The sequence below is a fragment of the Arthrobacter sp. D1-17 genome (genome assembly GCF_054130535.1).
Genome location: NZ_CP096382.1, coordinates 867319 through 887108 on the forward strand (window position 1 = coordinate 867319; position 19790 = coordinate 887108).

The 19790-nt window shown below is 65.0% G+C and carries 17 protein-coding genes; 7 read left to right on the forward strand and 10 right to left on the reverse strand.

Annotated elements, in window-relative coordinates:
* Positions 1-101 precede the first annotated feature (101 nt).
* The 3 genes from paaZ to M1E01_RS04060 all read left to right on the forward strand — a co-directional run bounded on the left by paaZ (position 102) and on the right by M1E01_RS04060 (position 3340).
* Positions 102-2213 carry a phenylacetic acid degradation bifunctional protein PaaZ gene (gene paaZ / locus M1E01_RS04050; protein ID WP_457973825.1) on the forward strand — a complete coding sequence of 704 codons (2112 nt, stop codon included), beginning with the start codon at positions 102-104 and terminating at the stop codon, positions 2211-2213.
* 210 nt (positions 2214-2423) lie between these two features.
* A complete protein-coding gene (locus M1E01_RS04055; RefSeq protein WP_457973826.1) occupies positions 2424-2831 on the forward strand; it encodes a VOC family protein in 408 nt (135 codons plus the stop codon).
* Between the two features lie 167 nt (positions 2832-2998).
* Positions 2999-3340 carry a hypothetical protein gene (locus tag M1E01_RS04060; RefSeq protein ID WP_457973827.1) on the forward strand — a complete coding sequence of 114 codons (342 nt, stop codon included), beginning with the start codon at positions 2999-3001 and terminating at the stop codon, positions 3338-3340.
* Positions 3341-3371: 31 nt separating this feature from the next.
* Here M1E01_RS04060 and M1E01_RS04065 read toward each other — a convergent pair whose 3' ends face one another.
* From M1E01_RS04065 to M1E01_RS04080, 4 genes are all read right to left on the reverse strand, one after another.
* On the reverse strand, positions 3372-3989 hold the full coding sequence (locus M1E01_RS04065) for a TetR/AcrR family transcriptional regulator (RefSeq protein ID WP_457973828.1): 618 nt from the start codon (positions 3987-3989) through the stop codon (positions 3372-3374).
* Between the two features lie 85 nt (positions 3990-4074).
* Positions 4075-5445 carry a phenylacetate--CoA ligase PaaK gene (paaK, locus tag M1E01_RS04070; protein WP_457973829.1) on the reverse strand — a complete coding sequence of 457 codons (1371 nt, stop codon included), beginning with the start codon at positions 5443-5445 and terminating at the stop codon, positions 4075-4077.
* Between the two features lie 9 nt (positions 5446-5454).
* Complete coding sequence (locus M1E01_RS04075; protein ID WP_457973830.1) at positions 5455-6033, reverse strand: hotdog fold thioesterase; 579 nt, start codon at positions 6031-6033, stop codon at positions 5455-5457.
* A 36-nt stretch (positions 6034-6069) separates the two neighbouring features.
* On the reverse strand, positions 6070-6936 hold the full coding sequence (locus tag M1E01_RS04080) for a CPBP family glutamic-type intramembrane protease (RefSeq protein WP_457973831.1): 867 nt from the start codon (positions 6934-6936) through the stop codon (positions 6070-6072).
* A 318-nt stretch (positions 6937-7254) separates the two neighbouring features.
* On the opposite strand from M1E01_RS04080, the gene pta reads away from it, so the two are divergent.
* Positions 7255-9378: a phosphate acetyltransferase gene (gene pta / locus M1E01_RS04085; protein WP_457974856.1), complete on the forward strand. Its 2124-nt coding sequence runs from the start codon at positions 7255-7257 to the stop codon at positions 9376-9378.
* Positions 9379-9386: 8 nt separating this feature from the next.
* A complete protein-coding gene (locus M1E01_RS04090; protein ID WP_457973832.1) occupies positions 9387-10544 on the forward strand; it encodes an acetate kinase in 1158 nt (385 codons plus the stop codon).
* Positions 10545-10592: 48 nt separating this feature from the next.
* On the opposite strand, the gene M1E01_RS04095 is transcribed toward M1E01_RS04090, so the two are convergent.
* The 3 genes from M1E01_RS04095 to M1E01_RS04105 all read right to left on the reverse strand — a co-directional run bounded on the left by M1E01_RS04095 (position 10593) and on the right by M1E01_RS04105 (position 13627).
* On the reverse strand, positions 10593-12128 hold the full coding sequence (locus M1E01_RS04095; RefSeq protein ID WP_457973833.1) for a putative bifunctional diguanylate cyclase/phosphodiesterase: 1536 nt from the start codon (positions 12126-12128) through the stop codon (positions 10593-10595).
* An 8-nt stretch (positions 12129-12136) separates the two neighbouring features.
* A complete protein-coding gene (locus tag M1E01_RS04100; protein ID WP_457973834.1) occupies positions 12137-12481 on the reverse strand; it encodes a DUF7793 family protein in 345 nt (114 codons plus the stop codon).
* 90 nt (positions 12482-12571) lie between these two features.
* Positions 12572-13627 carry a hypothetical protein gene (locus tag M1E01_RS04105; RefSeq protein ID WP_457973835.1) on the reverse strand — a complete coding sequence of 352 codons (1056 nt, stop codon included), beginning with the start codon at positions 13625-13627 and terminating at the stop codon, positions 12572-12574.
* Positions 13628-13829: 202 nt separating this feature from the next.
* On the opposite strand from M1E01_RS04105, the gene M1E01_RS04110 reads away from it, so the two are divergent.
* The gene (locus M1E01_RS04110) at positions 13830-13979 is read left to right on the forward strand and encodes a hypothetical protein (protein ID WP_457973836.1); all 150 of its coding nucleotides are present in this window, start codon (positions 13830-13832) and stop codon (positions 13977-13979) included.
* A gap of 89 nt (positions 13980-14068) precedes the next feature.
* Here M1E01_RS04110 and M1E01_RS04115 read toward each other — a convergent pair whose 3' ends face one another.
* On the reverse strand, positions 14069-15724 hold the full coding sequence (locus M1E01_RS04115; protein WP_457973837.1) for an ATP-binding protein: 1656 nt from the start codon (positions 15722-15724) through the stop codon (positions 14069-14071).
* Between the two features lie 181 nt (positions 15725-15905).
* On the opposite strand from M1E01_RS04115, the gene M1E01_RS04120 reads away from it, so the two are divergent.
* Positions 15906-16301, forward strand: coding sequence for a DUF7793 family protein (locus tag M1E01_RS04120; RefSeq protein ID WP_457973838.1), 396 nt, complete (start codon positions 15906-15908; stop codon positions 16299-16301).
* A gap of 71 nt (positions 16302-16372) precedes the next feature.
* On the opposite strand, the gene M1E01_RS04125 is transcribed toward M1E01_RS04120, so the two are convergent.
* Positions 16373-17176 carry a class I SAM-dependent methyltransferase gene (locus M1E01_RS04125; RefSeq protein ID WP_457973839.1) on the reverse strand — a complete coding sequence of 268 codons (804 nt, stop codon included), beginning with the start codon at positions 17174-17176 and terminating at the stop codon, positions 16373-16375.
* Positions 17177-17343: 167 nt separating this feature from the next.
* The gene (locus M1E01_RS04130) at positions 17344-19584 is read right to left on the reverse strand and encodes a S9 family peptidase (RefSeq protein ID WP_457973840.1); all 2241 of its coding nucleotides are present in this window, start codon (positions 19582-19584) and stop codon (positions 17344-17346) included.
* Between the last annotated feature and the right edge of the window lie 206 nt (positions 19585-19790).

Sequence of the window (19790 nt, forward strand, 5' to 3'; positions counted from 1 at the left end):
TGTACTGTAGACATATTACCGAACGGACGGTCAGTAATGCGCTGGCCGGTTTCCCGGATCGCCCGGATTTGTTTGTTCCGCGTTGGAAGGACCCGTCAACGATGACCACAACCGCTACCGCTCCCCAGCCCTCCCTGGACACCGTGGAGACAGTGCCAAGCTTCGTGCAGGACTCCTGGTGGACGCCCAGCGCCGGTTCGGCAGCTTCCGCTGTGCCTGTGCGTGATGCGAGCACGGGCGAAATTCTGGCGAAGGTGAGCACGGACGGGCTGGACCTTGCCGCCGTGGTGGATTACGGACGCACCACCGGCCAAACTGAACTTGGCAAGCTGACTTTCCACCAGCGCGCCCTCAAGCTCAAGGAGCTGGCGCAGTACCTGAACGCCCGCCGCGAGCACTTTTACGCCTTCTCCGCGCAGACCGGCGCCACGAAAATTGACTCCATGATCGATATCGACGGCGGTATCGGCGTGCTCTTCACGTTCGGGTCCAAGGGCCGGCGTGAACTCCCCAATTCCCAGGTGGTGGTGGACGGGCCCATGGAGGTGCTGTCCAAGGACGGCTCGTTCGTCGGTGAGCACATTTACACGCGTATTCCGGGTGTTGCCGTGCAGATCAACGCCTTCAACTTTCCCGTCTGGGGGATGCTGGAAAAGCTCGCCCCCGCGTTCATCGCTGGTGTTCCCACCATCGTGAAGCCCGCAACGCCGACCGGCTACGTCGCGGCCGCCGTGGTGAAGGCGATCATCGAATCCAATATCCTGCCCAAGGGTGCGCTTCAGCTTATCTCCGGCTCTGTACGCGGGCTGCTGGACGTGCTGGACTATCGGGACCTCGTTGCCTTCACCGGCTCTGCGTCCACGGCGCAATCCCTCAAGGCACACCCGAACGTGGTGCTCGGCGGCGTGCGCTTCACGTCCGAGACCGACTCGCTGAATGCGGCCATCCTCGGACCGGACGCGGTGGAAGGCACTCCGGAGTTCGACGCCTTCATCAAATCCGTCGTCACCGAAATCACAGTCAAGGCCGGCCAGAAGTGCACAGCGATCCGGCGCGCGATCGTGCCCCAGGAGCTGGTTCCGGCGGTCGTTTCCGCCATCGGCGCCCGCGTCGACCAGCGCGTGGTGCTCGGTGATCCCCGGGCCGAAGGCGTCACCATGGGTGCCCTGGCGTCCGTGGAGCAGCTCAACGACGTCCGCGCAGCCGTGCAGGCCATGATCGACGCCGGCGGTGAACTGGCATACGGAACGCTCGATTCGCCGTCGGTCACCAACGCCGACGGCGCCAAGGGCGTGGCTGAGGGCGGCGCTTTCATGTCCCCGGTGGTGCTCAGCTGGGCCGACGCTGAAGCGGAGCAGGTGCACTCACTGGAAGCCTTCGGTCCGGTGTCCTCCGTCATCGGCTACAAGGACATTCCCGACGCCGTCCGCCTCGCCGCCCGTGGCGGCGGCTCGCTCGTCGCCTCGGTCTGCACCAACGATCCCGCCGTTGCACAGGAACTGGTCACGGGGATCGCAGCCCACCACGGCCGCGTGCTGATGCTGAACCGGGAGGACGCGCGCAGCTCCACCGGCCACGGTTCCCCAGTCCCGCACCTGGTCCACGGCGGTCCCGGACGGGCCGGCGGCGGCGAGGAGCTGGGCGGTATCCGCTCCGTCATGCACCACATGCAGCGCACTGCCATCCAGGGTTCGCCCAACATGCTGACGGCTGTAACCGGCGTCTGGCACACCGGGGCCGACCGCAACTTCACTGTGGAAACCGAGGGCACGCATCCCTTCCGGAAGTCCCTCGAGACTCTGCGGATTGGCGACGCCGTCCGGTCAGACCTGCGGGAAGTCACGCTGGAGGACATCACGGCCTTCGCCAACTCCACCGGCGACACCTTCTACGCCCATACGAACCAGGAGGCCGCCGAAGCCAACCCGTTCTTCCCGGGCATCGTGGCGCACGGCTACCTCTTGCTCGCCTGGGGCGCTGGACTCTTCGTTGAGCCTGCTCCTGGCCCGGTGCTGGCTAACTACGGGCTGGAGAGCCTGCGCTTCATCACCCCCGTTGCCGCAGGCGATTCCATCCGCGTTACCCTCACGGCCAAGAGGATCACCCCGCGTGAAACGGACGAGTACGGAGAGGTGGCTTGGGACGCCGTCCTGACCAACCAGAACGACGAAATCGTGGCCACGTACGACGTCCTCACCCTCGTGGAAAAGTAACGCTCTCTCACTTCCTGCCGTTTTTTCCCAACCCTCTCGCAGGTCCTGCGGCGTTTCCGGGGACGCTCTCTCACTTTTGGAGGCGTTCCCGGGGACGCTCTCTCATATATCTGGCGGCTGGGAACACTTGGGGAAGGCGTCCGGGAAGGAATCTCCTAAGATCTTTCTGGACCTTGCGGGCTTAAAATGTCCCCCGTAGGAGGTGGCAAAATGAACCTAGTACTCAACAAAGCCACAACCGTCCTGCCCGTGGATGACAAAGAGCGCGCCCGTCGTTTTTATGCGGAAACACTTGGCCTTCCCCATCGTGGCGTGGCAGAGGACGGAAGCGAACTGTTCGGCCATGAAGGCGGCCCCATACTGCAGCTGATGCCCGTCAGGGACGGCAAGCATTCCGAACACACCACCATCAGTTTCGAAGTCACGGACATCGAACGGACGGTCCGGGATATGGAGGCCAAGGGTGTCCATTTCCAGGACTATGACCTGCCGGATCTTAAGACTGAGAACCACATCTGTACGACAGATGCCGAGAAATGCGCATGGTTCATGGATACGGAAAACAACATCCTCTGCGTTCACGAGACCAAGGGACAGCAGGCTGAATATCAGCTCTGAACACGACATCCAGCAGTTCTTCCGGACCCTTCCTCAGCTCTTGAGGGAGGGTCCGATTTCGTGCCAGATGTGGAAGAGGGGCGGGTTTTTAGGGGCCAGATGTGGAAGAGGGTTCCGAATTAAAAGCGCCGCTGTTACGTTGGTCGAACCTAAAACCAGGAGGAAAGATGAGCGACTCACCCGAACGGAACGATCTGCCGCTTCCCGACTACGACCACATCCCGCTTGGCACCCTGCCTTCCCGAATCCACTCCCTGGACGCCGGGGGCGTGGAGGCGCTGCTGGCGTATGAGCAGGCGCACGGGAACAGGCTGCCAGTAGTGCAGGTTTTGGAGTCCAGGCTGGACGCGCTGCGGGGCGGTGCTGAGCCCAGCGGGTCCCTTCCCCAAGACATGCCCGAGGTCAGCCAGGGCCATGGCGGCTCCCCTGTCAGCCCGGACACTGCCGGGCCTCCAATCAACCCGCCGTCGCAGGGCGTTCCCACGAACCCTGCCCAGCCGCGGACGTGAGTAAGCCGGCGGCCCGGGGGAGCTGCCAGGCCTAAGGCTTGGCGTGGAGGCCGTCGAACGCCATGGTGATGACGTCGTCGGCGAGCTTTTGCGGCGACAGTGAGCCGCCGGGCTTGTACCACTCAACGATCGAGTTGATGGTGCCGAACAGGAGGCGGGTCACGGTCCGGGGGTCGATGTCCTGCCGCAGCGATCCCTCGTCGCGGGCCGCGGAAATCAACTCGGCCACCTTATGGTCAAAGGACCGGCGGCGTTCCATCGCATTGCGCTCGATGTCCGTGTTGCCGCGCAGCCGCAGCAGTAGCGTGACGAACGGCAGCCGCTCCACCAGCACCGCGATGGTCTGGCGCAGCACGAATTCAAGCCGGGAGTCGGCCGCTCCGGAGGTGGCGCCGGGCTCCTCCAGGATGGCCTCGAGGCCGCCGAGGGCATGGTCCAGGGCGAGCTTGAGCAGATCGCCCTTGGAGGGAACGTGGTGGTAGATCGCCGATTTAGAGATGCCCAGGTTTTCGGCCAGGATGCCCATGGACGTGGCATCGTAGCCGTGGCGGTTGAAGACGTCGACGGCGATGAGCAGCACGGACTGCTGGTCGTATCCGGGACGGCCGCGCTTCGTCGGTGCTGATGTACTGGCTGCTGTGCTGGGCATACCGCCTATTTTCTCATGAACGTTCGGTCGATATGGGCAGAAGGCGGCTGGGGCCGGCCTTGCGCTGGCCGCAGCGCCATACCGTCTACCCCTTCGGCCGCAGGTCGTAGATCCTGCGCAGCTTGCCGTTCGAACGCTCCAGCGAGCCCGGCTCCACGACGTCTACCGTGCATGAAGAACCCACGTGGATCTTGATCTGCTCGCGCAAGGCGCGGGCCGCCGTCGTGCTTTGCTCAGCGGTGACGTTGTCGCGGCGCTCGATCCTGACCGTCAGCTGGTCCATGCGCTGGCCTTCGGGGCGGGTGAGTTCAAGCTGGAAGTGCGGGCTGAGCTCGGGGATGCGCAGCGCGATTTCCTCGATCTGCGAGGGGAACAGGTTCACTCCGCGCAGGATGATCATGTCGTCGCTACGGCCGGTGATGCGTCCCATCCGGCGGTGTGCCGGACGGGCGGTGCCGGGGAGCAGCCGTGTGAGGTCCTTGGTGCGGTAGCGGATGATCGGCAGGGCTTCCTTGGTGAGCGAGGTGAAGACGAGCTCGCCGTGTTCGCCGTCGCCCAGCACGTTCTCCTTGCCCGGTGCCGGGTTGAAGGGGTCGATGATTTCGGGGCGGAAATGGTCCTCCCAGATATGACTGCCGTCCTGGGTCTCCACTGCTTCGCCGGCGACGCCCGGTCCCATCACTTCGGACAGGCCATAGATGTCGCAGGCCTTGACGTCCAGGGTGACTTCGAGTTCGTGGCGCATCTCCTGGGTCCAGGGTTCGGCGCCGAGCACGGCATACTTCAGGGATGTGGAAGTCGGGTCGATGCCCATGTGCGCCATAGCATCGGCGATGGTCAGCAGGTACGTCGGTGTGGCCAGGATGACGTCAGGCTCGAAGTCCTGGATGAGCTGGATCTGGCGCTCGGTCTGGCCCCCTGACATCGGGATCACAGTGCAGCCGAGTGCTTCGGCGCCGGCGTGGGCTCCGAGGCCGCCGGTGAAGAGGCCGTAGCCGTAGGCGTTGTGCACCTTCATGCCGGGGCGGACGCCGGAGGCGCGGAGGCAGCGGGCCACGAGCTTGGCCCAGTCAGCCAGGTCCTGCTTGGTGTAGCCGACAACCGTGGGCCGGCCGGTGGTGCCCGAGCTGGCGTGCACGCGGGCTATTTCGCTCTGCGGCACGGCGAACATGCCGAACGGGTATTCCTGGCGCAGGTCTTCCTTCGTGGTGAACGGGAAGTTGCCGAGGTCCGACAATTCGCGCAGGTCCGCGGGATGGATTCCGGCTTCGTCGAATTTGCGCTTATAGAGCGGTACCCGGTCGTAGGCGTAGGCGACCGTGTGCTGAAGGCGGCTGAGCTGCAGTGCCTCGATCTCGTCCCGGGACATGGTCTCCTCGGGGTCGAGGACCGCCTCAGTTGCAGGAGTTGCTGCCGTTGAGGATGCGGCGTGGGGGTCTGTGGCGTGGAGAGTCATGGTGTGTTCCTACTTTTTGGGGATGGTGCGGCTGCGCCCGCGGAACTCGGCGATGAGCTCCCCCGGCTTGCCGGAACTGATCTCGGAGCCGGGGTCGGCGGCGAAGATCTGGACGTCGTACAGGCCGCTGCGGCCGGCGCTTGAGCGTCGGTGGGCGACGGCGGTAATCACCTGGCCCTGGAAGGCCGGCTTGAGGAAGTTGATGTCGACGCCGGAGGCAACAGTGATGCTGTCCGATCCGGCTCCGGCGGAGCCGGCCAGTCCGGCTGCCTCCGTCCCCTCAGTGTCTGCCGTTCCGGCGCTGGGGGTTTCTTCGTTGCTCAGGCCGGGTCCGGTTTCGGGCGTGGCCGGGGTTTCCGACGTGGCCGGGGTCGCCGGGTTGCAGGCGAGGGCGAAGGCTGTGTCGCCGAAGGCGAAGATCATTCCGCCGTGTGCCATGCCGAAGCCGTTGAGCATTTCCTGCCGAAGCGTCATGCGGATGGTGGCTTCCCCGTCGCCGAGGGCCAGGACCTCGATGCCCATCCACTCGGAGGCGTAGTCATTCTCGAGGATCGGGTGGGTTAACCCCGAAATTGTTGATCCAGCCATGCGTCATTGCCTCCAGCTTTATTTACCGAATGTTCATTAGGTAATCCCATGAAGGGGCTCTGTGTCAAGACTCCGGGCAAGGCGCCAGGGTCCGGCGTAGGCGATCACCGCAAGCGCAGTCAGCACATGCAGAAGCGACAACGTCCACCACAAGGCGAGATAGTGAGGGCCGGCGAATGCCGGAAAGATCAGTGCCCCGGCCGTATTGAACATCGCGTGGAACACCATACAGAGGGGCACGCTTCCGCAGGTGTTCCGACCGCTGGCGCGCGACCGGGGCGGGGGAATCGCGGTGCTGTTGAAGATCCACGCCAGCAGCACGGACTGCGCCACGACCATGAGCAGGAAAGGAACCGGCGGCCGCTGCTGTGTAGCGTCGGATGCCAACTCGGGAATGTGCCAGAGTGCCCCCACCACGCCAAGCAGGAGGGCTGCGGGGAGGGCAGTGAGGTTCCGCTGGAGCAGCGGCAGGGCATACCCGCGCCAGCCCAACTCTTCGAACAGTCCGACCACCACCAAGGTCGCTGCGAATGTTCCGGCCAGCATGAACCATCCGGGGTTCGGCGCCAGGTCTGGAGCAGGTGCGCCGCCCGCCACCGTCAGGACCGCCGATGCCCCCACCAACAGGCACGGCAGTCCGAAAGCCACCAGGTACCAGCGCCCGGGAATCCGCCAGCGGCCCAGCCGGCGCAGCAGCCGTAGCAGGCCTTCCTTTCCCTCTGCGAGAACGGCCACCAGCACGGCGGCTACGGCCGGTCCGAAGGGCGCCATGGGCGAGCTCCCGGGATTGAGCAGAGTCAGCGGCCAGATCAGCCAAGAGATGAGGAAGGCCAGGATGAAAAACAGGGTGAGTCGGCGGTGGACCGGCCAGGCGGACGCATCATCTGGCGGTTCGGCGGCCATTTCCCTCCTCCATCGGCTCGGTGCTTATATCCTGCGCCCGGTCCTTAAATGTGCGTCCAGGCGGGGCCGGGTGCTGAAGTGCCCGTTCGGGCTCACGGGAGGGGCGGGCGAGGCGAACGCCGCCACGTGCCCGGATGAGCGCTGAGCCACTGACGTGGGGATCAACACCATTGTGTGCTCCCGAAAGACTGCGAACAAGTGAAAGTATGAAGGGGCGGCGGGGCTCCGCTGCTTAGACGGGATGCCCGTGGGTACGTTTCACGGAACAGGTCGATGCAGGACGCAGGCTGCAGGACCTTCCAACCAGAGGACTTGATGATGGCCAAAGGGATTTATGTCAGTGCGACCACCCCGGGTTCGGGAAAGTCGCTCATAGCGTTGGGCTTGGCGGACACGCTGCACCGGCACGCGGACCGGCTCGGTTTCTTCAAGCCGGTGGTCCACGGCGACAATCCGGGTGCGGACCCCATGGTGGCGCTGATGCAGTCCCGTTTCGACCTCGATGGCGAACGCTGCCGCGGCGGCCTGACCTTCACCGAGGTGCGGAGCCTGCTGGCCGAGGGCCGGCGCGAAGAAATCGATAGCCGCTGCGTGGAGATCTTCGCGGAGATGTCCCGGCACTGCGACGTGATCATCGTGGAGGGCACGGACCTCACGGGCCACGACGCCGCCGTCGAATTCGACCTGAACGCCCGCCTCGCCAACAACCTGGCCGCCCCCGTGGTGGCCGTGGTGGGGGCGAAGGGGCGCAGCGCCGCGGAGGTTGCGGCCGCCGTCGACGTCGCCCGCAAGGAGCTCGCCGCCGAAAAGTGCTCGCTCCTGGCCATGATGGTGAACCGCGCGGATCCAAGGGCTGTGGGGGCCATTGCCGACGCCGTGAAGCCGGGGGCGTCCGGGAGGCCGGTCTACATCTTCCCGGAGCTGGAGGAGATTGCCCGGCCCACCACGGGGGAAGTGGGCGCCGCCCTTGGCCTGCAGCAAATCGCCGGCCGCGCCGACATGGAACGCGACGTCCGGGACGTCAAGGTCGCCGCCATGAATGTGGGCAACTTTTTGAACGTGCTCGACGACGGCGCGCTGGTGATCGTGCCCGGTGACCGGGCGGATGTGATGGTGGCCTGCCTGGCGTCGTCGTTCTCGCCCGAGTTCCCGGTGCCGTCCGGACTGATCCTTACCGGGGGCCTGGCCCCGGACGCCAACATCTATCCGCTGCTGGCCTCCGCCCCATTCCCGGTGTTTGCGACGGAGGATGACACCTACACCACAGCCCGGCGCGTTTCCGAGGTCCGCAGCGAAATCTGGAGCGGACACCGCCGGAAGGTGGCATCAGCATTGGGCCTTTGGTCCCGGCAGGTGGACGAAGCCGAGATGCTCGAGCGCCTGCACCTGCCCCGGGCCGAGCGCATGACCCCGCTGCGGTTCCTGCACGACCTCATTGAACGTGCCCGCTCCCAGCGCCGCCACATCGTGCTGCCCGAAGGCAAGGACGTGCGGATCCTGAAGGCGGCCGAGATCCTGCAGCGCCGGGACGTCTGCGACCTGACCCTGCTGGGCCGGGAGGGGGACGTCAGGGAGCTCGCGGCCAGCCGGGGCATCGACCTTGCCGGCATCAACATCGTGGACCCCGCGACCTCGGAGCTGCGCCAGGACTTCGCGGCCAGGTATGCGGAGCTGCGGGCGCACAAGGGCGTGGACCTGCCCCGGGCGCTTGAAGTCATGCAGGACGAAAGCTACTTCGGCACCATGATGGTCCAGCTGGGCGTGGTGGACGGAATGGTCTCCGGAGCCGCCCACACCACCGCGCACACCATCCGGCCCGCATTGGAGTTCGTGAAAACCCGGGAGGGGGTGAAGATCGTGTCCTCGGTGTTCCTGATGCTCATGCCGGACCGGGTGCTGGTCTACGGTGACTGTGCCGTGAACCCGGATCCGAACGCAGAGCAGCTCGCCGACATTGCCTTGGCTTCGGCAGAGACGTCGCGGCAGTTCGGTGTGGAGCCGCGTGTGGCCATGCTGTCCTACTCCACCGGGGGGTCCGGTTCGGGCGAGGCGGTGGAGAAAGTCCGGCAGGCGACCGAATTGGTCAGGGAGCGCCGCCCGGACCTCGCCGTCGAAGGCCCCATCCAGTACGACGCCGCGGTGGACGCCGCCATCGCCGCGTCCAAGATGCCGGGTTCGTCCGTCGCCGGGCAGGCCACGGTGTTCATCTTCCCGGACCTCAACACCGGCAACAACACGTACAAGGCGGTGCAGCAGAGCTCCGGTGCCGTCGCCGTCGGGCCCGTCCTGCAGGGGCTGCGGAAGCCGGTCAATGACCTTTCCCGCGGCTGCACCGTGGAGGACATCGTCAACACCGTGGCCATCACGGCCATCCAGGCCCAAACCGCGGAAAACCAGAAGCCGGCAACAGCGTCCGTCCCGTCCGCAGAAGTTAAGGCTTAGGAGGCCCCGTGCTCGTGCTTGTCATCAATTCCGGTTCGTCCTCGCTCAAGTTCCAGGTCCGCGACGTTGCCTCCGGGAGCATCCTCACTGAAGGGCTGATTGAGCGCATCGGCATGTCCAACGGCGGCCAGGGCGACGGCGAAGTCGTGGGCCCGGCAGACCATGCCGAGGCATTGGAGCAAGTCGACGCCGCCATCCACGAGGTGCTCGGCGACCGGCAGCTGGACGCGGTGGGGCACCGCGTGGTGCACGGCGGCGAGCGGTTCGGCGAGCCCGTGCTGATCGACAATGAGATTACCCGTGCCATCGAGCGGCTCAATCCGCTGGCGCCGCTGCACAACCCTGCCAACGTGCTGGGCATCCGTGCCATCACGAAGAAGTGGCCGGACATGCCGCAGGTTGCCGTGTTCGACACCGCATTCCACCGCAGCCTGCCCGAGCATGCCTGGCGCTACGCGGTCCCGGACGAGCTGTACACGAATCATGGGATCCGCCGCTACGGCTTCCACGGCACCTCGCACGAATACGTGACGCACCAGGCTGCCGCATTGCTGGAGCTCCCCGTGGAGGAGTTCGACGGCGTGATCGCCCACCTGGGGAACGGCGCCTCGGTCACGGCGATCCGGGGCGGCAAGTCCGTGGACACGTCGATGGGCTTCACCCCGCTCGAGGGCCTGGTCATGGGCACCCGCTCGGGGGACCTGGATCCGTCCATTCTGGTGTTCCTGGCCCGGCACGGCTGGAACGCGGAGGACCTCGACATGATGCTCAACCGTGAATCAGGGCTCAGGGGCTTGGCCGGCAACAACGACATGCGCTCCGTGGTTGAGGCCGCCGAAGCCGGTGATGCCCGCGCGGCCATGGCGCTCGCGGTCACGTCCTACCGGCTGGCCAAATACATCGGGGGCTACCACGTGGCCGTCGGCGGGGCGATGGCCCTTGTTTTCACAGCGGGAATCGGCGAGAATTCGCACCAGTTCCGCGGGCTTGTGGGGGAGCGGCTGGGTGCGCTGGGCATCGAGCTCGACGCCGGCCTGAACCGCCAGCGCTCCAAGGAACCCCGGGTGATTTCCACCGACGCCTCGCAGATCCCCGTGCTGGTGGTGCCCACCGACGAGGAACGCGCGATCGCCGAGGCCGCGGCGGCGGTAGTGTCCGCGGGTTGAGCCTTCCGGCGCGGAATTAGGCAGGCCCGGAATGAGGCCGGCCCGGAATCAGGCCGGCCAGGTGTCCTGTTCGGTCAGGCGTTTCGTGAACTCGGCCTCGGGGAGGGGACGGCTGAAGAAATAGCCTTGGCCGCTGATGCACCCGGTGGTGCGGAGGTGCTCGGCCTGTTCCGCGTTTTCCACGCCTTCCCACACCGCCTCCAGTCCGCAGGCCCGGATGAGCTGGAGGATGGCGGCAATCAGGGCCGGCTGGGCGGGGTCGCTGCCGAGGGAGGTCAGGAGCGTCCGGTCCACCTTGACGCGGTCCACGGGCAGCCGCCGCAGGTAGCTGATGGAAGAGTAACCTGTGCCGAAGTCATCGATTTCAAGCCCCACCCCGAGCCTGCGAAGGCTGGCCAGGGTGTAGCGGTCGAGCTCGTTGCCTTGGATAATGGCGCTCTCGGTCAGCTCCAGGACCAGCAATGCGGGATCGAGGCCGCTGTCGGCGAGGGCATCGCGCACGTCCTCGATGAACTCAAGGCGCTGCAGGTCGGCGGCTGAAATGTTGATCCGCATGGAGAAGTCATGCCTGCTGGTTTCGGGGCAGGTCCGCCACCGGCGCAGCTGGTCCACGGCATTCCTGAGCACCCAGTTGCCCAGCGCGGAGATGAGGCCGGTTTCCTCGGCGATGGGAATGAACTCGTCGGGCATGATGAGGCCCCGCGTGGGATGCTGCCAGCGTACCAAGGCTTCCACGCCCTCGACCCTCCCCGTCGCCAGCTCGATCACCGGCTGGTAGAAGAGCACGAGCTGGTTGTCTGCGATGGCAGCCCGGAGTTCCCCCACCAGCTGGTTGCGGAGCTGCCGGGCGTGCAGCATGGCCGGTTCGAAAACGCGCAGTTTGTTCCGGCCGTCGGCCTTGGAGGCGTACATCGCGATGTCGGCCTCCATGAGCAGTTCCTCCGAGGTTTCGCCCCGCTCCGCCAGCCGCACGCCCAGGCTGGCCCCGGTCCGGATGTTCTTGCCGTCCACCTCGATGGTCCCGTTGAGCGCCTCGAGGACCTGATTGCCCACCCGGGTGGCCTGTGCAAGGTTGCTGCCGGGCAGCAGGATGGCGAACTCGTCGCCGCCCAGCCGGGCCACCATGTCGTCCGTGCGCACGCAGGCCCGGATCCGCTGTCCGACACCGGTCAGCACCCGGTCGCCCACCGAGTGGCCCATGGAGTCGTTGATGCTCTTGAAGGCATCAAGGTCCAGCAGCAGCAGGGCTGGCGGCAGCCCGCCGTCGGCCGTTTGGGTCTGGGCGTCCTTGACGGCGGCGACCAGCGCCGAACGGTTGTAGAGGCCCGTCAGGGGATCAGTCAGAGCCATCCGCTGCAGTTCCTCGTGCGCGGCGTGGAGCATCTGGGTGCGCGACTCCACGCGCTGCTCCAGTTCCTGGTAGGCGATCTGCAGGTCCTCGGCGAGCAGGTTCGTGCCCATGATCACGGCATCCAGCTCGTCCCTGGCATCCGAGACTTCGATGCGCGAGTGGAGCTCCCCGGAGGCCAGGCGGATGATGCCATCCAGGAGTTGTCCCAGCCGGGGGTCGTCGTTGCTGAACATCCCCGTCCCTAAGCTCCGCCCAGGCGGTCGAGACTGGCCAGCCAGCCCAGCGCCTCATGTTCGGAGGCGAAATACCGGGCGGGGGCGGAGCCGGATTCCCCGCTCAGGAGGAAGTGTCCGAGCAGGCGGTCCACGGGCGTGGCGCCGACGACAGCCCACGATGCGGCAGGGGCAATGGAGGCAAAGGCAGCACGCGCGGCGCGGCTTACGGATGCGATGCCGTTCAGTTGAAGGACGACGGCGGCCCTGCGGCCGTCGGCAAGCGCATCGAGCTGCTCACCCAGCTGTGCGACGGTGGCCTCGTTCAGGTCGGCGCCTTGCGCCAGCACGGCCCTGACGGTCAGGTTCGGCAAGACAGTACAGGCGACGCCCGGGCCACCCTGATGGTCGGCTGGGGCGTGTGTCCTTAAAAGCCCGCCGGAAACCGTCGTTGCTTCTGCCACTTATCCCCCCTGAAAGAACCGCTGCTGGTGCTGGACGGAGTCGAGGTACTCACGCACCGTGGCGCTCCGCTCCGTAGCTGCAGCCGTATCGAACAGCGTAGCCGCCTCGTCGAGAATCTGCAGCGATTCAGCATCATTTCCTTGCTCCATCATCGCCTTGCCCAGGATGAAGGAGGCTTCCGCCGCCGTCTGGCTTGCGAGAATATGGAATCTGCTGCGCAACGGGGCCAGGATGCTGACCGCCGAATCCAGGTCGCCGGTCAGGTAGTACCAGTGGCCGCGGACCAAAGCCATCTCCAGGAGGTCACGTTCGCTGCCTCCGACCACCTCCGTTGCGAGCTCGGCGCGTTCGATGCAGCGCAGAGTGGCGCCGTCACTCAATTGGGCCCTGAGGCGCATGTCTGCGGATCCTCGGTTGAATCGCGCCCACAGGTCGACGTCGCGGGAGGGCGAGAGCCTTTCTGCCGCAAGATCGTGGTACTTGCTGCCTTCCGCAACCCGGTGCGTGAGGAAGGCGACGTTGCCGATCACCCAGTAGGCCTTGCCCGCGGTGTCCTCATCGACGGCGTCCGTCAGCAGGGACTGCAACGCGAGGCATTCGGTCCAGGCCGCCTGCAGCCGGCCGCTCTCGGCGAGCGCAGCAATGAGGGCCTGCTCTGCCTGGATGTGCAGGTACACGTTCTCAAAGTCACCGGCCACCAGCCGGGCGGCTGCGGTTGCTGCATCGACAGCCTCCGAAAGCTTGCCCAATCCTTGGAGGGAAAGTGCAAGAAGGATGTATGCCCTCGCGCCAAGGTCAGGGGCAGAAGCGGAGACAGCATGAGTAGCAAGTTGGGCCGCAAGCTCTTGGCATCCCTGGAAGGAGGCCTGGTCCCGCAGGCATTCCGCCTGCAGCAGCACCATCTTCCACCACCGGTATTCGTCGCCCACTTCCTTGGCCAGTGCTGCGGCGTGCCCGGCTTGCGTGTAACCGGTGCTGTAGTCCCGCCGTTTCCAGCTTTCGCGGGCCTCCAGCTCTGCAATCATGAACGGCGATAGATTTCGAGACATCGGCATGCTGACAATTATCCACGGCGAGTCCGGATCGTAGTTCGACCCGCAGTTAAACAGGAGTTGTTACGTCGCAACACTGTCATAAAACATTTGGATTTACTCTACTCCCTGACACCTATAAAAACCTTGCAAAAACTTGAGGAAAGGGTCGTATACTGACGCCCGTAAGCCCTATGCGCGTGACTAATACGAAAGGATCAGCGGAATGAAGAAATTTGCCGCAACACTCTTAATGACCGGCATCCTGGCGGTTGCAGGCTTCGCTGCTCCTGCCAACGCCACCCCCAAGGATAAAGACACCACAACAACCTCCTCGTCCACCAACTACTCGTACGTGGGTTCGTGGCCGAACTAAGCGGCTCTTAGCTAATGCACAGGAACTGCCCTGGACCGCTTGGTCCGGGGCAGTTTTTGCTGGCTCTCGTTTGGCCAGTGCCGGTTTGGCTAGCCCTCAGGGCCGGCCACCGGCAGGTACACAGAGACCGTTGTTCCTACTCCCAGCGATGATTTCATCTCGAGCGAGCCATTGTGGCGCTGCACAATATCGTGGGCTATTGCCAGCCCAAGACCGCTGCCCGGCACCGCTGCCGAGGATGCGTTGGAGGCCCGGAAGAAACGGGAAAACACCTGGGAAATCTCCTGCTCGGGAATTCCGACGCCGGTGTCGGCGACCTTGACCACGGCCGTTTGCCCTGCTGCATCAGCAGCAGGATCAAGCATTACCCTGATACTGATCCGTCCGCCGTCGGGGGTGAATTTAATGGCATTCGCAACGATGTTAGTGAAGACCTGTTCGAGCTGGGTTTCGTCCGCGCGGATTTTGACGTCCTCGTGGGCGTCGGCGCCGGTGATGACAACGTTCCGCGCTTGAGCGAGCGGGCGGAGCGCGGCAACTACGATCCGTAGAATGTGGCCGAGTTCCACCTGTTTGAGGTGGAGGCGGCCGGAACCGTCCGGCTGGGAAACGGTGAGCAGGTCCTCAATGAGGCGCCGGAGCCTTTCAGAATTCCTGGAGATGACTTCCATCATGGACTCAATGCCTGGAGGCACCGGGCCGCCGGCGCCATCGCGAATCATGTCGAGGTAGGCGGTGATGGACGTCAGCGGGGTGCGGAGCTCGTGGTTTACCGTCGCCAGGAAGTCCGTCTTGGCCTTATCCAGTTCGCGGAGCTGCTGCAGCACCTGCACTTGGGCGCTGATGAGATGGCCCTGGATCAGGCTATGGGCGAGGTTACCTGCAACGTGCTGGATGAGGGCTATTTCGGCCCGGGTCCACTCGCGCGGAGCGTCCAGCTGGGCGATCCAGATGATGCCAAGCGCGGACTCATTGTCGCCCACCGGCACAACCACGGACGCGGAGGCCTGAGCGAGTCCCAGCCAGTCCTGCAGCTCACTGGCCAGGGGCGAGGCAGCGGGGACCTGGTGGTCCGCCACAGCCAGCACTTCGGCCTCGGACCAGAGGCACTTGGCCAGATCCCTGGCGGCATCTTCGTAGGATCCAATCGAGTCCGGAAGCGGCGACAAACCCGTCCTGCACCATTGCGACGTGATGCGGGGGACCCTCGGATCCTGGAAGGTGGTGAACCAGACATGGTCTGTTCCCAACGCCTCACCAAACCCACGCACCAAGTGGCCGGCCATCTGTTGCGGGCTGTTGGTGCCCCGGATGGCAGCGGAGACGTTGCGCAGGCTTTCGCGCAGGGACTCGGCCTCCGCGCGGATCCGGCGCCGCTCCTGAGACCGTGCAATCAGGGTGTTGACCCGGTGGACGAGTTCCTGTGCGCATGCACTTCTTGAGACGTAGTCAGCAGCGCCCCACGGCTCCAGCCGGGCCAGGTCGAAGTCGTCGGTGAGGTCGACCAGAAGCAGCACCGGCGTGCCCTCCCCGGAGAATCCCTCGGCCAAGCGTGTATCCAGCAGTACGACGGCGGGATCAGTCCGTGCAAGCTCCAAGGCGAGGGAATCGGCATCGAGGGCTGAATGGACAGTAAAACCGGCAGCAGCGAGGGCGTGTCCTGTCGCGGCGAGAAGACGCGCATCAGGAATCGCAACCACGGCTGCCCGCGGCAGGGAAAGACTTTCCGCCGGTGCCTGAACCACATTGCCCCCTGTTGTGAGCGCCGCCAGTGCGCCACCCCTGATTTTCGACTCACAATATCAGCCCTTGGAAGGTGTTCAACCAGATGCGGAGTTCCTCCGTCTATTGAAGGCGCGCGTTGGACGGGTCCGCAAGGAGCGGTAGCTTGATACTTGTCTGTTTAGACAAGAGGAGGTCTCAACAATGAATGCCGATACAAGCGGCGAACATGGGCTGTTTGACTTGGTCCTGGATGACGGGGGATTCCTTCGGCTGACCTGGGCACGGGGTGCCAGTATTACGGCAGCCGATGCGGAAGCTGCCATGGCAAAGGTCAATGCCTTGTCCGGGACAAGCCGTCTCCCGATGCTCGTGGATATGGCCACTACTTCGGACGTCAGCCGGGGAGCGCGCGCCGTCTTTGGCCGCCCGTGCCAGGCTTCCCGGATTGCGCTGCTCGGCACGTCGCCGGTGGACCGGGTGCTCGCCAACTTTTTCCTCGGCATCCACAAGGTTCCGTGTCCCACGAAGTTTTTCACCTCCGAACCCGACGCCCTGGCCTGGCTCAACGAAGCCCAGGCCCCGTCGGTTGCCGAGTAAGTTCGGTTTTGAGCGCGCATCTGGTCGCCTACTCAGCACTCGATAAGGATGGGGAGCAGGTCCAGCGGCAGTCAGCGCGCCTGGAGGACCGCAAAATACCCCGGGATCCGTTCCGGTTCCCGCGAGGTCAGCGGATGGGTTTCGATGACGGCGGAACCGTCCTCCACGAGGTCCCAGCGGGATTCGGGAAACGCTCGCAGGCGCTGAACGGACCCGAAGCGTCCGGGCATGGGAAGGGCCCGGATGGCGTGGGCGAGAGGCTCCGGTATGAAGCTCTTGGTCGCGCCGAGATGGCTGACGTATTCGACGGCATTACCCCGGAAGTCCGTTTCGGACAGGAAGACGCGGCCCCTTCTGCCCACCAGCGGGAGCAGTTGTTCGGCCAGCGCGGCGCGGGAGGCGGGCTTGAGAACGTGGAGGACGCCCCGGATGAAGATGTTGGCATCGCCAGCCAGACCTGCTGCAGCCAGCGCAGTTCTCACCGCTTGGGCTGCTCCCGGCGCCGACATGTCAACCGTAGCGAAGGAGAGCCCCTCCAGTCCCTCCGATTCCGAGCGGGCCAGGGCGACGGCCTGGGCTGACACATCCACGCCGAGGACGTGGGGAAAGTGCGCCGCCAACCTCCGGCTGAATGAGCCGCTGCCACAGCCGACGTCCACCACGGGAAGCTCCGGATCCATCTGCCGCTTCAGGTGCTCCAGGTAGCCGAGCATTTCGTGGTCGTCGCCCGAGTCCCACAGCACGCCATCGGGTTGGCCGGTGCGGCGAATGTCTCCCCAGTACTGGTCCCAGGCATGGTGCGGATCCCGCGGCGCCTTGGAGGACAGCCGCATCAGCTCGGGAACGAGCAGGTATTTCTTCAGTGATGGCAGCATCGACAACCTCAGCCTCGACAGTGAGAGCCCGAACAACGTAAGCACCGTCCAAATATAGGGTGCAGAGGCGCGGCTCTTGCCACTTTGCCAGTGTTGGCCGCTTGGCGCGTCCTCAAGCGGCCATCACTGACAAACCGACCGGTCGGGCCCGTGGACGAGTCGGAGAGCTACTTCAGTCCGGCGCCGGGGAGGAGTTCCGTGGCTCCCAGGGAGTCGGCAATGAAGGCGTAGTCCCACGCCCGCTCGCGCCACTGCACGTATCGTCCGGACGCCCCGCCGTGGCCGCCGTCCATCTCGATCTTCATGACGATCGGGTCTGAAGCCGTGGTTTTATTCCGCAGCTCCTGCACCCATTTCGCCGGCTCGACGTAAAGCACCCTGGTGTCGTTGAACGAGGTCACCGCGGCGATCTTGGGGTACGCGGCGGGCCGGACATTCTCGTACGGCGTGTACGACTTCATGTACTCATAGACCGCCGGGTCCTTGATGGGGTTGCCCCACTCCTCCCATTCGAGCGCGGACAGCGGCAGCTCCGGGTCCAAGATGGTGTTGAGGGCGTCGACGAACGGCACTTCCGCCACGATGGCCGCGTACTTCTCGGGGGCAAGGTTGGCCACGGCACCCATCAGCAAGCCGCCCGCCGAGCCGCCCAGCGCCGCGATCCGGTCCGGCGCCACCCAGCCCGAGGCCGCAAGCCAGTCCGTGGCCGCGATGAAATCGGTGAAGGTGTTCTTCTTGCGGAGTTTCTTGCCGTTCTCGTACCAGTGCCGGCCCAGCTCGCCTCCGCCACGGATGTGCGCGATGACAAAGACGACGCCGCGGTCCAGCAGCGAGAGCCTGGCAATGCCGAAGCCCGGGTCCATGCTCATTTCGTATGAGCCGTAGCCGTAGACCAGGCCGGCAGCCGTTGAATCGCGGGCAACCGCCTTGTGCCGCAGCACCGAAAGCGGAATCCTGGTGCCGTCCTCGGCCTGCGCCCACTCACGGGTGGCCACGTAGTCATCGCCGTTGTAGCCGCCGAGCACCGGGCTTTCCTTGCGCAGCAGCAGTTCACCTGCGGGCAGGTCCGTGGTGGGGAGCACGAAGTCATAGACCCGCGACGGCGTGAAGTAGGACGTGTAGCCGAGCCGGATCACGGGCGCTTCGTAGTCGGAACCGCCTACTCCGGCTGTATACAGTTCCTCGTCGAAGGCTGGCTCCACGGGCGGTTCCTGGGCGGCGGTGCCGAGACCGGCCAGGGAGATGACCTGAACCCGCTCGATGGTGTCTTTTCGGACCGAGACCACCATATGGGTCGAGGTGACGCCCGCGCCGTTCACCCGGACGTCGTCGGAATGCTCGACGACGGTAGTCCACTGCTGCTCGGCCAGCGGCTTCGCGAGTTCGGACGGTTCCACGAGTGAGACCATCGAATTGACAGCGTTCCGGTTGTGGGTGATGACGATGCGCTCAGTTTTCTGCCCGTTTTGGCCCTCCAGCAGGAATGGCTCGGCCTCGTAAAGGACGCGTTCGTCGCGGGAGATCACGGTGGTGAGCGTGGCATCGGGATCGTCCAGCCGCAGCAGCCGTGTTTCGCTGTATTCGGAGCAGCCAATTCCCAGCACCAGGTAACGCCTGTCAGAGGACAGCTCGAAGCCCAGCCACATTGCGACGTCGTCCTCCTGGTAAATCACCACGTCGTCGGTGACGGGCGTACCCAGGACGTGCGCCTTGACCTGGTACGGGCGCCAGGAGTCATCCACCATTGTGTAGAAGATCCGGGTGCCGTCCGGGGAAAAGGAAACCCCGTAGAAGATGTTCTCGATGACATCCGGCAGCAACTCGCCGGTACGCAGGTCCTTGATGCGCAGCGTGAAGCGTTCGTCACCGGAGTTGTCCACGGCATAGGCGTACAGGTTTCCGTCCACGGTCACTGCCGAGCCGCCCACCGAGAAGAAGGGCTTGCCCTCAGCCTCCACGTTGCAGTCCAGCAGCACTTCCTCGCCCGGTATCCCGACGCCGGCCTCAACCGCCGGAGGAGTCCAGTCCGCCACCGGGTCGCCGGTGTTTTGGGCGCGCACGCGGCACTGGATGCCGTACTCCTTGCCCTCCACAGAGCGGCTGAAGTACCACCAGTCGTCCTTGCGGTTGGGGACGGACAGGTCGGTCTCCTGCGTGCGGCCCTTGATCTCCTGGAAGATCGCCTCGCGCAGCGGTTCCTGATGGGCGGTGACGGCTTCCTGATAGGCGTTCTCGGCCTTCAGGTGCGCCACCACCTCCTCAGAGTCCTTCTCCCGAAGCCATTCGTAGTTGTCCACGAACGTGTCACCGTGGTGGGTGCGTTCAGTGGGCACCTTCTTTGCGGCCGGAGGCGCAGGGGAGGCAGCGGCGGGGGTATCTGCGGAATGCTGCAGCGGAGTCTGGGTCATTCCCTCAATATATAGAGCGAAACCGCCAAATAGGCCGGCCGTTCGCTACCGGAAGAGAAGGCTTATTGGCCGTGGGCATGCGGGTCCAAGGTGACGCAGGGGAGGGGAGAAGCGGGCGTGAAGACCTCTGTCCCAGCTCCGGCCTCCGGCGTATGCTGAACTGGCGTCCGCAAACCGGAAACAATCCAGCAGCCGAGGGGCAGCCA

Coding starts and splice junctions, on each gene's coding strand:
- paaZ (WP_457973825.1), top strand. CDS start 102: ATGACCACAACCGCTACCGCTCCCCAGCCCTCCCTGGACACCGTGGAG.
- M1E01_RS04055 (WP_457973826.1), top strand. CDS start 2,424: ATGAACCTAGTACTCAACAAAGCCACAACCGTCCTGCCCGTGGATGAC.
- M1E01_RS04060 (WP_457973827.1), top strand. CDS start 2,999: ATGAGCGACTCACCCGAACGGAACGATCTGCCGCTTCCCGACTACGAC.
- M1E01_RS04065 (WP_457973828.1), bottom strand. CDS start 3,989: ATGCCCAGCACAGCAGCCAGTACATCAGCACCGACGAAGCGCGGCCGT.
- paaK (WP_457973829.1), bottom strand. CDS start 5,445: ATGACTCTCCACGCCACAGACCCCCACGCCGCATCCTCAACGGCAGCA.
- M1E01_RS04075 (WP_457973830.1), bottom strand. CDS start 6,033: ATGGCTGGATCAACAATTTCGGGGTTAACCCACCCGATCCTCGAGAAT.
- M1E01_RS04080 (WP_457973831.1), bottom strand. CDS start 6,936: ATGGCCGCCGAACCGCCAGATGATGCGTCCGCCTGGCCGGTCCACCGC.
- pta (WP_457974856.1), top strand. CDS start 7,255: ATGGCCAAAGGGATTTATGTCAGTGCGACCACCCCGGGTTCGGGAAAG.
- M1E01_RS04095 (WP_457973833.1), bottom strand. CDS start 12,128: ATGTTCAGCAACGACGACCCCCGGCTGGGACAACTCCTGGATGGCATC.
- M1E01_RS04105 (WP_457973835.1), bottom strand. CDS start 13,627: ATGCCGATGTCTCGAAATCTATCGCCGTTCATGATTGCAGAGCTGGAG.
- M1E01_RS04110 (WP_457973836.1), top strand. CDS start 13,830: ATGAAGAAATTTGCCGCAACACTCTTAATGACCGGCATCCTGGCGGTT.
- M1E01_RS04120 (WP_457973838.1), top strand. CDS start 15,906: ATGAATGCCGATACAAGCGGCGAACATGGGCTGTTTGACTTGGTCCTG.
- M1E01_RS04125 (WP_457973839.1), bottom strand. CDS start 17,176: ATGCTGCCATCACTGAAGAAATACCTGCTCGTTCCCGAGCTGATGCGG.
- M1E01_RS04130 (WP_457973840.1), bottom strand. CDS start 19,584: ATGACCCAGACTCCGCTGCAGCATTCCGCAGATACCCCCGCCGCTGCC.